The organism is Pseudomonas sp. NPDC087029, from assembly GCF_044745345.1.
Taxonomy (GTDB): domain Bacteria; phylum Pseudomonadota; class Gammaproteobacteria; order Pseudomonadales; family Pseudomonadaceae; genus Aquipseudomonas; species Aquipseudomonas faucium.
In genome coordinates, this window is sequence record NZ_JBIVAB010000012.1 from 1 (window position 1) to 15537 (window position 15537).

16 protein-coding genes are annotated in these 15537 nt (G+C 66.6%); 9 read left to right on the forward strand and 7 right to left on the reverse strand.

The annotated features are described in order from the left end of the window. Positions 1–229 precede the first annotated feature (229 nt). The gene (locus tag ACIPG5_RS18430; protein WP_176514131.1) at positions 230–862 is read left to right on the forward strand and encodes a hypothetical protein; all 633 of its coding nucleotides are present in this window, start codon (positions 230–232) and stop codon (positions 860–862) included. Positions 863–930: 68 nt separating this feature from the next. On the opposite strand, the gene ACIPG5_RS18435 is transcribed toward ACIPG5_RS18430, so the two are convergent. Then, positions 931–1806 (reverse strand): AEC family transporter, encoded by an 876-nt coding sequence (locus tag ACIPG5_RS18435; protein WP_176514133.1) that lies wholly within the window; start codon positions 1804–1806, stop codon positions 931–933. 155 nt (positions 1807–1961) lie between these two features. Between ACIPG5_RS18435 and ACIPG5_RS18440 the strand changes: the two genes are divergently transcribed. Together ACIPG5_RS18440 and ACIPG5_RS18445 are read left to right on the forward strand one after the other, a co-directional pair. Beyond that, positions 1962–3239, forward strand: coding sequence for an MFS transporter (locus ACIPG5_RS18440; RefSeq protein ID WP_176514135.1), 1278 nt, complete (start codon positions 1962–1964; stop codon positions 3237–3239). A gap of 189 nt (positions 3240–3428) precedes the next feature. Continuing rightward, complete coding sequence (locus ACIPG5_RS18445) at positions 3429–3746, forward strand: hypothetical protein (protein WP_176510955.1); 318 nt, start codon at positions 3429–3431, stop codon at positions 3744–3746. Between the two features lie 44 nt (positions 3747–3790). On the opposite strand, the gene ACIPG5_RS18450 is transcribed toward ACIPG5_RS18445, so the two are convergent. Beyond that, positions 3791–4723 (reverse strand): LysR family transcriptional regulator, encoded by a 933-nt coding sequence (locus tag ACIPG5_RS18450; RefSeq protein ID WP_176510956.1) that lies wholly within the window; start codon positions 4721–4723, stop codon positions 3791–3793. A 123-nt stretch (positions 4724–4846) separates the two neighbouring features. Between ACIPG5_RS18450 and ACIPG5_RS18455 the strand changes: the two genes are divergently transcribed. Beyond that, on the forward strand, positions 4847–5119 hold the full coding sequence (locus ACIPG5_RS18455) for a DUF2790 domain-containing protein (RefSeq protein ID WP_286914809.1): 273 nt from the start codon (positions 4847–4849) through the stop codon (positions 5117–5119). 1 nt (position 5120) lies between these two features. Here ACIPG5_RS18455 and ACIPG5_RS18460 read toward each other — a convergent pair whose 3' ends face one another. After that, positions 5121–5819: a tRNA (adenine(22)-N(1))-methyltransferase TrmK gene (locus ACIPG5_RS18460; protein WP_176510958.1), complete on the reverse strand. Its 699-nt coding sequence runs from the start codon at positions 5817–5819 to the stop codon at positions 5121–5123. A 148-nt stretch (positions 5820–5967) separates the two neighbouring features. On the opposite strand from ACIPG5_RS18460, the gene ACIPG5_RS18465 reads away from it, so the two are divergent. Further along, positions 5968–6327: a RidA family protein gene (locus ACIPG5_RS18465; RefSeq protein WP_176510959.1), complete on the forward strand. Its 360-nt coding sequence runs from the start codon at positions 5968–5970 to the stop codon at positions 6325–6327. 76 nt (positions 6328–6403) lie between these two features. Here the strand turns inward: ACIPG5_RS18465 and ACIPG5_RS18470 are convergent, their stop codons facing one another. From ACIPG5_RS18470 to ACIPG5_RS18480, 3 genes are all read right to left on the reverse strand, one after another. Beyond that, on the reverse strand, positions 6404–7057 hold the full coding sequence (locus ACIPG5_RS18470; RefSeq protein ID WP_176510960.1) for a TetR/AcrR family transcriptional regulator: 654 nt from the start codon (positions 7055–7057) through the stop codon (positions 6404–6406). A 69-nt stretch (positions 7058–7126) separates the two neighbouring features. Further along, the gene (locus tag ACIPG5_RS18475) at positions 7127–7561 is read right to left on the reverse strand and encodes a thioesterase family protein (RefSeq protein WP_286913547.1); all 435 of its coding nucleotides are present in this window, start codon (positions 7559–7561) and stop codon (positions 7127–7129) included. Beyond that, positions 7558–8709, reverse strand: a complete 1152-nt coding sequence (locus ACIPG5_RS18480) for an iron-containing alcohol dehydrogenase (RefSeq protein ID WP_401376928.1) — start codon at positions 8707–8709, stop codon at positions 7558–7560. Before ACIPG5_RS18480 ends, ACIPG5_RS18475 begins: the two co-directional genes overlap by 4 nt. Before the next feature lie 290 nt (positions 8710–8999). Between ACIPG5_RS18480 and ACIPG5_RS18485 the strand changes: the two genes are divergently transcribed. From ACIPG5_RS18485 to ACIPG5_RS18500, 4 genes are all read left to right on the forward strand, one after another. Then, positions 9000–10439, forward strand: coding sequence for a hypothetical protein (locus ACIPG5_RS18485; RefSeq protein WP_401376931.1), 1440 nt, complete (start codon positions 9000–9002; stop codon positions 10437–10439). A gap of 4 nt (positions 10440–10443) precedes the next feature. Beyond that, on the forward strand, positions 10444–11901 hold the full coding sequence (locus ACIPG5_RS18490) for an acyl-CoA reductase (RefSeq protein ID WP_401376934.1): 1458 nt from the start codon (positions 10444–10446) through the stop codon (positions 11899–11901). A 57-nt stretch (positions 11902–11958) separates the two neighbouring features. Continuing rightward, positions 11959–13017, forward strand: coding sequence for an NAD(P)-dependent alcohol dehydrogenase (locus ACIPG5_RS18495; RefSeq protein WP_401376937.1), 1059 nt, complete (start codon positions 11959–11961; stop codon positions 13015–13017). Positions 13018–13092: 75 nt separating this feature from the next. Then, a complete protein-coding gene (locus ACIPG5_RS18500) occupies positions 13093–14118 on the forward strand; it encodes an AraC family transcriptional regulator (protein ID WP_401376940.1) in 1026 nt (341 codons plus the stop codon). Here ACIPG5_RS18500 and ACIPG5_RS18505 read toward each other — a convergent pair. After that, positions 14113–15444, reverse strand: a complete 1332-nt coding sequence (locus ACIPG5_RS18505; protein ID WP_401376943.1) for an MFS transporter — start codon at positions 15442–15444, stop codon at positions 14113–14115. The genes ACIPG5_RS18500 and ACIPG5_RS18505 overlap by 6 nt on opposite strands. Positions 15445–15537: the final 93 nt, after the last annotated feature.

The window sequence follows — 15537 nt, forward strand, 5'->3', positions numbered from 1 at the left end:
CAAAGGCGGACAACCATGGCCTCACAGACCATGGCACGTTGCAACAAATGTGGGAGCGGATTTATCCGCGATGCGCCGCGCGGGCGGCGCTCGATCTCGACCCCCCCGCAAAACCCACGACATGCCCCCGTGAATGTGAACCCGGTCGAGATGCCGTCCTGCCACGATTGCGCCGCTCTAGCCCGTGGGTTCTAATGCCGCCCACCGCGCAATCCAAGGACGCTTGATCATGCACAGGAAGATCGTACCGCTGGCACTGCTGGCCACCCTGGCCGGCTGCTCGGACACCAAGGACGCCAGCGAGGCCAATTTCCACAAAGCCGCCCAGGCCTACCTCGATACCCAGTACCCCCACTGCTTCGTGGTCAGCAACTTCCCCACCAAGACCCAGGACTTCGACGTCACCGGCACCAACAAGGCCCTGCATGCCCTGGCCAAGGTCGGCATCGTCAGCGAACGGGAAATCTCCCGCGTGGAAATTCCCGAACGCCTGTGGCAACCGGCGCGCACCGACATCTACTACGCCTACGACCTCACCGACGAAGGCCGCAAGCTCTACAAGGCCGACGCGCAGAAGATGCTCAACGGCAGCACCCGCGGCGGGCTGTGCTTCGGCAAGGCCCAGGTGACGGCGATCGAGCAGTTCAGCGAGCCGGGCGAGATGATGGGCCGGACCATTTCCGACGTGACCTATGCCTACAAGATCACCGGGCTGCCGGACTGGGCGGGCAATGAAGAAGTGAAGGCCAATATTCGCGACCTGGGCAAGGCCGTTGCCACCCACGACACGCCGGCCAGGGAAAAGCGGGTGATGGTGCTGACCAACCAAGGGTGGGTGCACGAGCGCCTGTTCGCCAAATGAGCTAGGCCTTCACTGGCCCCATCGCCGGCAAGCCGGCTCCCACAGGCCTTGTGGGGGCCGGTACGGGGTCACATCCACCAGGCCAGCACCAGCGGCAACCAGGCAAACGACAGCAGCGTCGAACACATCACCAGGTTCGCCACCTGCTCCGGCGCACGGTTGGCCCTCACCGCCATCAGGTAGTTGAACACCGCCACCGGCATCGCCGACTGCACCATCAGCACCGCCCGCTGCAGCTGTTCCAGGTCCAGGGCCACGCCCACCGCCCAGCCCACCCCTGCCCCCAGCACGATCCGCACGCCGCCCAGCAACAGGCCGCTGGCGATGTGCTGCGGGCGAATGCTGGCCAGCGACACGCCCAGGGTCAGCAGCATCAAGGGGATGCACATGCCGCCGAGCAGGTCTGCCGTGTTGGCCAGCCAGCGGGGCAAGTGGATGTCGAAGAAGATCATCGGCAAGGCCAGGGCCAGGCTGATGACGATGGGATTGCGCAGCAGTGCCTTGAACGAGGACGCCGTGCCGGCAATGGCCATGCCGACGGTGAACTGCACGATCGACAGGCCGAGGAAAAACGCCATGGCCAGCGCCAGCCCGTGCTCGCCAAAGGCGTACAGGCTGATCGGCAGGCCCATGTTGCCGGTGTTGGGGAACATGAAGCCGGGCAGCAGCACCCGCCAGTCCTGGCGGCTGAGCCGGCAAACCAGCAACCCCGCCACGGCCATGCCCAAGGTGCACAGCAGGCAGGCCAGGGCCATGCTGGTGAAGGCGGCGGGGTCGAGCTGGGTACGGTTCAGGGTCGCCAGCACCAGGGCCGGGGTGCCGACGGTCATGACCATGCGGGCGATGAACTGGGTGGGGTAATCCTGCGCCGTGCGGGCCCATCCATAGCCGATACCGGCGACGATGAACACCGGTGCCAGCACCGCGAACAGCGAAGCGAACATAAACCTTTGCCTTCCCTGGGTCAGTTGCGCAAAAGCGTCATTATGCCGCAGGGCCTTGCCCCTTGGGGAAAAGCTTGCCTGGCCTTAGAATCGCGCCTCCTTTTCCCCTGTGCCGCGCCGCCGGCCACTGCGCAACTCCCCTTTTTGAGGTTTTTATGTCTCCGCGTTTGCTGGCCATGGCGCTGGCACCCCTGCTCGGGCTGTTCATCATTGCCCTGGGCAACGGCTTCATGTCTTCGTTGACCACCCTGCGCCTGGGCGCTGCCGGCGAATCGGCGACCACCATCGGCATCGTGTCGTCGAGCTACTTCATCGGCCTGACCCTGGGCGCGGTGTTCAACGACCGGCTGATCCTGCGCATCGGCCACATCCGCGCCTACACCAGCTTCGCCGCGCTGATCGCCGCCACCATCTTGCTGCAGGGGCTGTTCTACGACACCACCTGGTGGTCGATCCTGCGCCTGATCAATGGCTGGGCGGCGGTGGGCGTGTTCCTGGTGATCGAGAGCTGGCTGCTGCTGGCGGGCGACGCGAAGATCCGCGGGCGCCTGCTGGCGCTGTACATGATCGCCTTCTACGGCGCCGGGGTGATCGCCCAGGCCGGCCTTGGCGTGATCGCCAACCTCAACGACAGCGCGCCGTTCATGCTGGCCGGCATGCTGGCCGCGTTGTCGGTGCTGCCGATCGTGATCTTGCCGCGGGTATCGCCGCTGCTGGAGCAGGTGGAGCCGCTCAAGCCGCGCCAACTGCTCGGCGTGGCGCCGTCGGGGCTGGTCGGCTGCTTCGGCTCGGGGGTGGCGATCGCCGGCATCTATGCCCTGCTGCCGCTGTACCTGCAGCGCATCGGCCTGGACGTGGGTGAAGTGGGCAGCATGATGGCCTGGGTGATCCTCGGCGCGATGCTGCTGCAGTACCCGGTGGGCCGCTGGTCCGACCGCAAGGACCGCCAGGATGTGCTGATCGCCCTGGCCGCGCTGTGCGTGGTGCTGTCGCTGGTCACGGTGTTCCTGCCTTCGCACTCGGCGTTGCTGCCGGCGATGCTGTTCTTGCTCGGCGGCGGGGTGTTCGCCCTGTACCCGGTGGCGGTCAGCCATGCGGCCGACCGGGCGCCGTCGGATGCGCTGGTGCCGATGATCCAGGGCCTGCTGTTGATCAACTCGCTGGGTTCGGCGATGGCGCCACTGGCGATTTCGCCGGTGATGACCGAGTTTGGCGAGCCAGGGTTGTTCTGGGCCTTTGCAGTGGTCAACCTAGGCATGGTGTGCTTCTTCCTGTGGCGCCGCGGCAAGCGCCCGGCGGCCGAACACCCGGCGCCGTTCACCGCCTCGACCACCTTCTCGCCGACCGGGGCGGAGCTGCGGGTGACCGAGGACCTGATGCATGCGGCGCAGGAGCATCCGCCGCTGGAGCCGGTGGACACGCCCGCTCATTGAGTGGGGCTGTTGCACAGCCCATCGCCGGCAAGCCGGCTCCCACAGGAAAACCACGGTACCTGTGGGAGCCGGCTTGCCGGCGATAGGGCCCTCACAGACACCCCAGCATGACCGCCCGTCGCACCACGGGCACCCTGCCATCCCCCGCCAGCCAAACGAATGACAGATCATCCGCACAGGAGCTACGCCATGATCCGCATTCGCCCGCTCACCCTTTGCCTCGCCCTGGCCCTGGGCCTTGGCAGCGCCAGCAGCTTCGCTGCATCCACCCCCTCCGACACCAACACCGATGCCTACCCCAAAGCCGACCAGCAAGGCGGCAAGACTGCCGGCGACGACAGCAGCGTCAACAGCCCTGGCAGCGGCAAAGCCAATGACAGCAGCGACAGCGGCAGCAATTCCGATGCCGCCGATGGTGCCGCAGGCGGCTCCAACAGCACCGGCGAGGCTACCGGCAGCGGCGCCGGCCACACCGGCGGCACCGCCGAAGACCAGGACAGCCGCTGACCGCCGACACCCCCTTGGCACCTTGCCCGAGGGGGTGTCGGGCGTCAGCGCCAGTACTGCGCGTCATCGACAATGCGTTCGTGCCCGGCAAACAGCGCCGGCAGTTGCTCCTTCATGTAGTCGATCCAGGTGCGCACCTTGGCGTCCAGGTAATGGCGCGACGGGTAGATCGCATACAGCGCACTTTCCCTCAGCCGATACGGCGCCAGCAGGCGCCGCAGGCGGCCTTGCTCGATGGCCTGGCTGGCGGTGTAGAACGGCAGCAGGCCGATGCCCATGCCCAGTTCGCTGGCCTTGAGCATGGCGTCGGCGACGTTGGTCAAGAAGCTGTCTCGCGGGGCGATCACGCAGTGGTCCACGCCCTGCGGGAACACCCAGTCGCCCTCGTACATCGGGTACGCCATGCGCAGGCAGCGGTGTTCGTGCAGGTCTTCGGGGCGCTCTGGCACGCCGTGGGCCTGCAGGTAGCTGGGCGCCGCGCAGGGGATGCTGAAGATGGTGCCCAGCGGCACGGCGATCAGCTGCGAATCCGGCAAGGCTTCGTCCACGGTGATGACCACGTCGTGGCCCTCGGCCAACGGGTCGGGGTTGCGCTGCGACAGGGTCAGCTCGATCACCACGTCCGGGCACACCGCGTTGTAGCCGGCCACCAGCGGCATCAGCAGCATGCCCAGGCCATGCGGGCAATGCAGGCGCAGGCGCCCGCGCGGGGTGAGGTGGGCACCGCGGGCCTCGTCCATCGCTTCTTCGGTCAGCAGCATGATCTGCCGCGAGCGCTCGAGAAACCGCTCCCCCGCCTCGCTCATGCGCAGGCGCCGGGTGGTGCGGTGCAGCAGGCGGGTCTGCAGCTGGTTCTCCAGCTCCGCAACGATGCGTGATACCTGCGCTGCGGATATGTCCAGGGCATTGGCGGCCGCGGCGAAACTGCCGCACTCCACTACCCGGGCGAAGGTTCGCATGGCGTGCAGCATGTCCATGGGCTTGGCTCCTTGTGCATTTCTTATTCGTGCGTTCCGGGCAGGAATCTATCACGAGTTAGCCCATTTATTGAGGATCACCAATGAATACATGATGAGTGAAACATCGAAAAAGGAGCCCCCATGAACACCCCCCGCTCGATTGCCGTGCTTGCCCTGACTACCCTGCTCGCCTCGTTCGGCGCCCTGGCCGACACGGCTGGCAACCAGCCGGTGGCCAGCAGCGACACCTACGAATACGGCATGCCGCTGGACGTGGCCAAGGTCATTTCCATCACCCCGGCCAGCAACGCCGCCGACTGCCAGGTTGGCACCGCGCACATGGTCTATGTCGACCACCAGGGCCAGACCCGCGAAGTCGACTACCGCCAGATGGGCAACTGCTCGCAGCTGTAACTCAGGCCAGCACCTGGTTGATCCAGCCGATCTGCCGGGCGAAGTCGTCGCGTTTTGCCTGCGGGACGGCGTCACGCGCGCGCTCGAAGTTGGCCAGGGTCTGTTGTTTCTGGCGCAGCATGCGCTGCCACTTGGTGAGGAATGCCGGGCTCTTCTCGCGCATCAGCAGCGGGCCGAAGTACAGCTCTTCGGCGCTGTAGGCCGCCTCACCCGCTGCCGGCTCGGCCACGATGATCTCGTAGTCGAAACGGTTCTCGCGCAGCAACTCTTCACTCACGATGCGGTACCCGTTGGCCATCAGCCAGCCGCGCAGCTCGCGCTCGTCGCCGTTGGGGTTGAGGATCAGGCGCGGGTGGCCGCCCAGGTGCTGCTTGCCGCGCTCGAGAATCTCGCACATGGTCTTGCCACCCATGCCGCACAGGCTCACCGCCGTGATGCGGTCCTGCGCCTGGATCGCTGCCAGGCCGTCGGCCAGGCGCACGCTGATGCGCTGCTCCAGGCCGTTGCGGCGCACGTTGCGCTGGGCCGAGGCATACGGCGTCTGCGCCACTTCACCGGCCACGCCCGCCTCGATCACCCCACGCAGCGCCAGGGCCACCGGCAGGTAGCCGTGGTCCGAGCCGATGTCGGCCAGGCGCGCGCCCTGCGGCACATGGGCCGCCACACGCTCCAGGCGCATCGACAATGTCTGTTCGTTCAACTCAAACCCCTTCTTCACAATCGGCGCGATTCTGACCGCCGGGGCGCGCTATTACAACGTGCGCGGGCCAAACGGTGGCGCTGGCTCGACCGCTGCGCCGTGCTCGCGTAGGCTTGCGGCTTTCCTTCCGTTGCAAGGCAAACATTCCATGGCAAACCTCGTCTTCACCCCCGATTCCGACGCCGAGTCGATTTCCTCCGACGTCGCCGAGTTCAACGGCATTCTCGTCACCACGCAGATTCCCGCCGATATCGAGGCCGATATCGTGCAGCAGAGCGAAAGCACCCTGCAGGCATTGAAAGACGCCCTGGAAAAGGCCGGCAGCGGCATGGACCGGGTCATGCACCTGACCATCTACCTCACCGACATGGCCGACCGCGCCGCCTTCAACGAGGTGTACCAGCGCTTCTTCAGCAAGCCGTGGCCGGTGCGCGCCGCCGTGGGCGTGGCGGCGCTGGCCTACCCGCAGATGCGCGTGGAAGTGACCGCGATGGCCGCCAAAGGCTGATACAGGCCTTGAGCGCTGTGAGAAACCTGTGGGAGCCGGCTTGCCGGCGATGGGGCCTCAAAAGGCACCCCCAACCTCACTGTGTAAGCATGGCGTGCAGCATACGCGCCAGCAGTTGCGGGGTGTCCGGGTCGGTCAGGTAGCCAGGGCGCTCCAGCAGCATGGCCCGCGGCAGCGCCGACCAGGTCTGGTACACCAGGAACTCGGCCTTGGCCCGATCCTTGACGCGGATTTCATCGGCAAAGCGCTGCATCAGCGCCGAGCTGGCGGTGGCGCTCCATATCTGCTTGGCCTTGACCACATCCAGGCGCACCAGCTCGTCGTAGTGGGTGGAGCGCACGCTGAACGCGGGGTCATAGAGGGTTTTCTTGTGGTGCGCGGCGAGCACGGCGCGCAACGCCAGCAAGATGCCATCGAGCAGCGTGGTGCCAGCGGGTAGCGCCATGATGTCGGCGTACAACCCGCGCCGTGCCTCGCTGCGGTAATCGTCGAACACCGCCGCGATCAGCGATTCCATGGTCGGGAAATATTCGTAGATCGAGCTGATCGCCACCCCTGAATCTTCCGCCAGGCGCAGCGCGCTCAAGGCTTCGCGCCCTTCGCTCTCGAGAATTTGCCGGCCGGCCTGCTTGAGCGCCGTGACCAGCGCCACCGAGCGTGCCTGGCGCGGCTCCTTGCGCGGCTGCGCCGGGATCGCCACCTGCACGCCCGGCTTGTCTGCCTTGATCATCTGTCGTCTCTCCACAATGCTGCCCAGCGCCACCTTGGCAAACCGGCGGGCAGCACCCGGAGTATGCGATCAGTCGAGCAGCAGGGCCAGCTTGTCACGCACCGGGCCCGGGATCGGCACCGCGCGGTTGCTGGCGCGCTCGACGTACACGTAGACCACGTGGGCCGCCGCAGCCGCCAGCGGCTCGTGGTTGCGAAACAGCGCCAGCTCGTAACGCGCACTGCTGTTGCCCAGGTGGGCGATCTTCATGCCCACCTCGACCCGGTCGGGGAAACCCAGCGGCGCGAAGTAGCTGCAGCCGGAATTGACGATCAGCCCGATCACCGGGCTGCTGGCGATGTCCAGGGTGCCCTGCTCGACCAGGAAGGTGGTGATCGCCGTTTCGCAGTAGCCGTAGTACGCCACGTTGTTCACATGCCCGTAGGCGTCGTTGTCGCCAAAGCGCGTCGGCACCTGGGTGAAATGGCGGAAGGCCTCGCGGCTGGGCCGCGCCGGCTTGCTCACAGGATTTCCCTGTAGATCGCCCGCACATCGGCAAGATGCAGTTCACGCGGGTTGTTGCCCAGCAGGCGCTGCTGCTTGATCGCATCCTGGGCCAGCGCCTCGAGGTCGGCCTCGGCGATGCCCAGCTCGCTCAGCCGCGTGGCCAGGCCCAGCTCGCCGGCCAGGCCGCCCAGGTAGTCGGCCAGCGCCGTGGCCTTGTCAACCTCACTGCCACGCAACCCAGGCATCACGATATCGGCCAGCTGCGCGTACAGCGGCGCCACCACCGGCAGGTTGAAACGCATCACCGGCCCCAGCACCAGCGCATTGGACAGCCCGTGGGGGATGTGGAAGCGGGCGCCGAGCGGATAGGCCAGTGCATGCACCGCCGCCACCGGGGCGTTGGCAAAGGCCATGCCGGCCAGGCAGGCGCCCAGCAGCATCTGCTCGCGGGCCTGCACGTCGTCACCCTGGCGGCAGGCCTGGAACAGGCTGCCAGCCAGCAACCGCAGCGCCTCGCGGGCCAGGCAGTCGGACAGCGGGTTCTTCAGATTGCGGGTGGTGAAGGCTTCGATGGCATGGACCATGGCATCGATCCCGGTCGCGGCCGTGACCGGGGCCGGCAGGCCGAGGGTGAGCTCGGCGTCGAGCACGGCCAGGTCGGGGAACAGCAAGGGCGAATAGACCACGTTCTTCTCGCCGCCGGCAGTGGTCACCACCGACACCGAGGTCACTTCCGAACCGGTGCCGGCCGTGGTCGGCAGCAGGATCAGCGGCAGGCGCGGCCCCTTGGCCTGGTTGATGCCATACACCTGGCTCAACGGCTCGCCGCTGCAGGCCAACAGCGCAGCGAGCTTGGCGGCATCCAGCGAACTGCCACCGCCCACCCCGACCACGCAATCGGCGCCACAGGCCCTGGCGGCCGCCACCGCCGCCAGGATCACCGGTTCCGGCGGGTCGGCCTGCACCTGGTCGAATACCTGCACGGCGATTTCCGCATCTTGCAGCCCGGCGAGCAGCGCATCCAGCAGCCGCGCCCCGACAACCCCCGCATCGGTCACCAGCAACACCGACTTGCACCCCTTGGCCCGCACATGCTCGGCAAGCCGTGCCGAAGCACCGCACTCGATGATCAGTGAAGGCGTGGTCTGAAATAGCATTTTCAACATGAAAGCCTCTCGAATTGCGCTCGGAATGGGCCAGCTGCGCACTCATTGAAATGAGTGGGCGAGGTTCAGTCTAAGCCGGCTTTCGCCTTTGCCCGGCAGGCTGAAATCGAATCCGGAATGGCCCTCGAGCAGTCTTTTCGATGCTGGTTTTTTATCTTTATTTTCAATGCTTTAGGACCGCATCTCGACACCCGGAATCCGGAACAAATCGGCACTCGCCATTGCTATGTTTGGGCCGCACCTTCTCTCCGGCCCGGCCGGATCCCATGAGTCGAACAGCGAGCCTGAACATGCCCACTGCCCCCCTGTCGATAGAACAAAAAACCCAGCTGTTGCTGAACGATCCGGCAGCGTTGGTCAACTATTCCCAGCACGCCTGGAACCACCTGCCCCGCGCCGAGATCGACGCCCTTCAGCTCAGCGGCCTCAAGCAGCGCTTCGCCGCCCTGCGCCAGCGCATCCCGGTCCTGAAAAAGCTCGCCGATGCCCAGGGCGTGGAGCGCATCGACCAGCTCGACGACGTGGTACCGCTGCTGTTCGAGCACACCGTGTACAAGTCCTACCCGCCTTCGCTGCTGGAAAAACGCAGCTACGCGCAGATCAACAAATGGCTGGGCAAGCTGGTGACGCCCGAGGTCGCCGAGGCCATCGCGGCGGTCAACGTCAGCGACTGCCAAGGCCTGGACGACTGGTTCCAGACCATGGATGAAGGCGTGCCGCAGCTTCGCATCAGCCACACCTCGGGCACCTCCGGCACCTTGTCGTTCCTGCCCCAGGGCGTGCACGAATGGGACAAGTTCGCCCAGCTGCGCAAGATGGTGGTGTGGAACATGGACAACCCCGACACCCCGCAACCCAACCTGCACACCATCTACCCCTACTACCGCAAGGGCTACCTGAGCCATGTGCGGGTGCATGCAGCGATGATCCCGGCGCTGCTGCCGAGCGAATCGCACTTCCATGCCGCCTACCCCACCACCCTCAGCACCGACGTGCTGCACCTGGGCGCCAAGCTGCGCGCCGCGCAATCCAAAGGCACCCTCGACCGCCTGGTGATCAGCCCGCAGCTGCTGGAAAAGAAAAAGGCCTTCGACCAGTTGCAGGCCGAAATGCCCCAGCACCTGGCGGCCTTCTTCGACCACATGGCAACCCAGCTCAAGGGCCAGCGGGTGTACATCGGCGCCACCTGGAACCTGCTGCACAGCATGGCCAAGGCGGGCCTTGAACGAGGCCTGGAAGGCGTGTTCCACCCCGATTCGTTCGTGCACACCGCCGGGGGCGGCAAGGGCGTGGTGCAGCCTGAGGGCTGGCGCGAGGACGTGCTGCGCTTCACCGGAGCGCGCACCTTGAACGAGTCCTATGCCATGTCCGAGGTGGTCGGCGGCGCCCATGCGCGCTGCGAGGCCGGCCATTTCCACTTCGCCCCCACGGTGATCCCCTTCCAGCTCGACCCCGACACCAGCAAGCCACTGCCGCGCCAGGGCCGCGTCACCGGGCGCGCGGCGTTCTTCGACCTGGGCGCCGAGTTCCGCTGGGGCGGCTTCATCACCGGCGACGAAATCACCGTGGAGTGGGACCAGCCGTGCAGCTGCGGCCGGCCGAGCCGCTACGTGGTAGGGCCGATCCAGCGCTACAGCGACCTCAACGGCGGCGACGACAAGATCACCTGCGCGGCAACCGAAGACTCCCATCGCCAGGCGATGGACTTTCTCAACACCCTGGAGGGCTGAGCCCATGAACAAACCGATTGCACCGATGATCATCCGCGGCAAGGTCATCACCGACAACCTGATCGACGTGGGCGGGCGCGGTGGCGACCTGATCTTCCAGACCCCGGACGCGCACCAGTACCTCGACCAGCTGCCGCTGGGCAACCCGGCCAAGCTGGCCGACCTGTACAGCCTGAGCTTCGACGACATCCTCGACTACTGCGAGGCCCTGGGCGAGCGCCTGGAGTTCGACCGCAACCCGTTCCTGCAGCAAGCCTGCGAGCTGTCTTACCTGACCGCCCCGGTGACCCCGAGCATGGTCAAGGGCAGCTACCTGGGCCTGCGCCACATGCTCACCCGCGCCTCGGTCACCGAGCAGGTGGAGAACGCGGTGGGCATCAAGTACCTGGAAGGCTGGGTCAAGCAGCGCCTGCTCGATGGCACCGAACTGGACGTGCGCTGCTTCGGCGCGCGCACCCTGCACATCGTCGCCGGCAACGCCACCGGGCTGTCGCTGCTGACCATCCTGCGCAACATGGTGCTGCGCAGCGACGCGATCATCAAGGCGCCGTCCAACGACCCGTTCACCGCCCTGGCCATCGCCCGCACCATGGTCGACATGGCGCCCGACCACCCGCTGACCCGGCACCTGAGCGTGGCCTACTGGAAAGGCGGCGACCAGGCCTTCGAAGAGCGCCTGTACCAGCCGCAGAACCTGGAAAAGATCGTCGCCTGGGGCGGCTACAACGCCATGAAGCACGTGACCCGCTACGTGCAGCCGGGCCTGGAGCTGATTTCCCTGGACCCCAAGCGCAGCGCCAGCATCATCGGCAAGGCCGCCTTCGACAACGAGGCGAGCATGCGCGAGGCCGCCGTGCGCCTGGCCAGCGACATCGGCGCACTGAACCAGAAGGCCTGCGTGTGCGCCCGGGTGATCTACGTGCAGAGCGGCACCGACGACGCAGGCCTTGCCAAGCTCAACACCTTTGGCCGCTACGTCTACGACGCCATGCAGACCCTGCCCAACACCTTGAGCACCGTGCCCAAGCGCTACGACCCGGCGCTCAAGGCCGAAGTCGACGCCCTGCGCCTGGAGGACGAGTGGTACCAGGTGGTCGGCGGCCAGGATGGCGAAGGCGCGGTGATCTGCTCGCAGACCGCCGACGCCGTGTCGTTCGCCCCGCGCCTGGACGACCGCACCGCCAACCTGGTGCCGGTCGACACGCTGACCGAAATGCTCGACGCAGTGGACGCCTACACCCAGACCGTGGGCGTGTACCCGGAAAGCATCAAGGACGAGCTCAAGGACATCCTGCCGCTGTACGGCGCCCAGCGCATCGTTTCGCTGGGGTACGCGGCAGGCCTGAAATGGGCCGGCCCGCAGGACTCCATCGAGCCGCTGCGGCGCATGGGCAAGTGGATCGTCAACCAGATCGCCTCGCCCGAAACCTCCCCGGCGCCCTGGCTGCGCCCCTCGATCTGAATGCCCTCCCCCGGCCCTTGCCGGGGGTTGTTCCTGGCCTTGCACAAGGATTCGACCATGACCACTTGCCTGGGCTATGCCGCCCACGACGCCCACTCGCCCCTGACCCCGTTTCGCTTCGAACGACGCGCGCTGCGCGCCGATGACGTGGCGATCGCCATCGCCTACTGCGGCGTCTGCCACTCCGACGCGCACCAGGTGCACAACGACTGGAACAACACGCTCTATCCCATCGTCCCCGGCCACGAGATCGTCGGCCATGTCACCGCCGTCGGCAGTGGCGTCAGCCGCTTCAAGGTCGGCGACCCGGTGGCGGTCGGCTGCCAGGTCGACAGCTGCATGCAATGCGCGCCGTGCCACGACCACCAGGAGCAACTCTGCGCCCACGGGCCGACGCCGACCTACAACGGCAAGGACCGCCACACAGGCGATACCACCTACGGCGGCTACGCCGAGCACATCGTGGTGCGCGAGCAGTTCGTGCTGCGCATGCCCCAGCGCCTCGACCCGCGCTACGCCGCGCCGCTGCTGTGTGCCGGCATCACCGTGTGGAACCCGATGCGCCGCTACAACGTGGGCAAGGGCACGAAAATGGCGGTGGTGGGCCTTGGCGGGCTTGGCCACCTGGCGGTGAAGCTGGGCGTGGCGCTGGGCGCCGAGGTCACGGTCATCACCAGCTCGCCGGGCAAGGCCGAGGATGCCCGCGCGCTGGGCGCCAAGCATGTGCTGCTGTCGCGTGACAGCGCGGCCATGGCCGCGGCGGCCAATGCCTTTGCCTTCATCATCGACACCATCCCCAGCCGGCACGACGTCAACCCCTACCTGATGCTGCTCGGCCGCGAGGGGGTGATGGTGCTGGTGGGGGCGATCGAGCCGCTGGAGCCGATCCACGGCGGCTTGCTGATCCGCAACAACCGCACCCTGGCCGGCTCGCTGATCGGCGGCATCCAGGCGATCCAGGAGCTGCTGGCGTTCTGCGCCGAGCACCAGGTGCTGCCCAGATGCGAGATGATCGCGATCCAGGACATCAACCAGGCCTTCGAACGCCTGCAGCACAATGACGTGAAGTACCGCTTCGTGATCGACATGACCAGCTTGCGTGAGCTGAACCAGTAACGCCCGGCTGATGCTGCGGCGCCCAGCGCCGCAGCACCGAGCACGCCTCATCACCCACAGGGAAGTCGCCCCACCATGCCCGTACATGCTCGCACTGCGGTTCTGGCCCATTACCTGGATGTCGCTCACCACCTGAAGCTCAACGCCGCCTCGCTGCTTGGCGAGGTGGGCTTGAGCCCTGCCCTGCTCAGCGACCCCAGCCAACGCATACCGGCCAGCGCCAGCATCACCCTGCTGGAAAAATCGGCGCACCTGAGCGGTTGCGACACCCTCGGCCTGCGCATGGCCGAGCGCCGCGACCTGGCCGATTTCGGCGAGGTGAGCCTGCTGCTCAGCCACCAGCCCACCCTGCGCGATGCGCTGCAGGTGATCGTGGATTACCGCCTGCAGATCAACGAGTCGCTGGCGATCCACATTGAGCAAGTGGGCAGCACGGTGATCATCCGTGAAGAGCTGGTGACCGACCTGGGCGCCCACAACCGCCAGTCCATCGAGCTGGCGATCGCCGTGCTGCACCGCTTCTGCGCCGCGCTGCTGGGCAGCCACTGGCAGCCGCTGAAGGTGTGCTTCGCCCATGCCCCACCGGCCGACCTTGGCGTGCATCGGCGCATCTTCGGCTGCAAGGTCGAGTTCGGCTGCGAGTTCAACGGCCTGCTCTGCCCGGCCGCAAGCCTGGACGCGAGCATGCCCCTGGCCAATGCGGCCATGGCCCGGCATGCGCAGCGCTACATGGATTCGCTGCTGGGCAAGCACGACGCTTCGGTGGCGGGCGAAGTGCGCAAGGCCATCTACCTGCTGCTGCCCATGGGCCGCGCGACCCTGGCGCAGATCGCCCACAGCCAGGGCATGAACGTGCGTACCCTGCAGCGGCGCCTGGATGAGCAAGGGGTGAGCTTCAGCGAGCTGGTCGCCAGCGTGCGCCGCGACCTGGTGGTGCGCTACCTGAAGAACCCGGGTTATTCGCTGGGGCAGATTGCCGACATGCTCGGCTACTCGATGCCCAACTCGTTCACCCGCTGGTTCATTTCCCAGTTCGACATGCCGCCCGCCGCCTGGCGCAACGCCCAGCGAGGCGCCGGGCTGGCCGATGTCAGGTCATGACGATGCCGGCATCAGGGGCTTTGCCGCGGCCGGTTCGGCCTGGGCCCGCTGCACGCGAGCGATGTCGTCCAGGTAATGGCAGCGGATATAGAAGAACACCGCCGCGGCCGCGATGCTCATCATCGGCACCAGCTGGAACGCCCCGTGCAGGCCGATCACGTCGGAGACCCGGCCGGTGAGGAACGGCCCCGGCGCCAGGCCGACCATGTTGTTGACCAGGGTCAGCGCCGCGAACGCGGTGCCATGCACCTTGTAGTGGGTCAGGTTGGCGATGGTGGCGATGGTCGGGCCGTTGATGCCGGTGACCATGAGCATGGCCAGGCCGATCAGCGTCAGCTGCAGCGGCCCTGCGGCCTGGATCAGGGCCAGCGACATCAGCAGGCAGCTGCCCAGGCAGAACACCATGGAGATCTCGATCTTGCGCAGTGCCGACTGCCGGCACAGGCGGTCGCTGAGCATGCCGCAGAGGATCGCCCCGGCGCCGCAGCACAGCACCATCACCCCCGCCAGCGCCCCGGCCTGGCCCTCGCCCATGGCGTAGTAACGGTTGAAGTAGCTGGGCATCCACACGATCATGCTGCCGGCGACGAAGGTCTGCAGGCCGCTGGCCAGGTACGCTGCCAGCACCGAGCGGGTGCTGTACAAGGTGCGCAGCGGCTGGCGCACCGCTGCCTGGGCCTTGTTCGCTGCCGAGGCCAGGCGCTGCGGGGCGATCTTCGCTTCCTTGACCACCAGCGGGAACAGCGCCGCCAGCAGCAGGCCGAACAGCGCCATGCTGGCGAACGACCAGCGCCAGCCCAGCTTCGCCGCCACCACCCCACCGATGGAGATGCCCAGCACCGAGCCGAACATGGCCCCGGCCATGAACGCGCTGGCCAGGGTGGCGCGCATGCTGCGCGGGAACACCGACACCACCACGGCGATGCCGACACTGCCATAGGCCGCCTCGCCGACGCCGACCATGAAGCGGGCGAGCAGCATCTCCTGATAGTTCTCGGCCAGGGCGCAGCCCAGGGTGGCCAGGCTCCACAGCAGCGCCATCAACGTCAGGCTTTTGACCCGGCCGAAGCGGTCGGCGAGCATCGACAAGGGGATGGTCAAAAGGCCCACCATCAACGCGACGATGCCGCTGAGCAGGCCCAGCTGGCCGTCGCTCAGGGCCCATTCGCCCTTGAGGATGGGGAACACGGCGTTAAGCACCTGGCGTGACATGTAGTCGGAAATCAGCAGGCCGAAGGTCAGGGCGAACACGGCCCAGGCGTAGCGGCGCGGGATGCCGATTGAAGTGTCGATTTCGTCGTGGGTGGTAGTGGGGTGAAAGGCCACGGTGGCTCCTTGGAAGTCTGGCTTCAGCTGTTTTTGTTGTTATCGGTAATACCTCGGACACACGCCCGCTGTAGGAGCGGCCTTGTGTCGCGA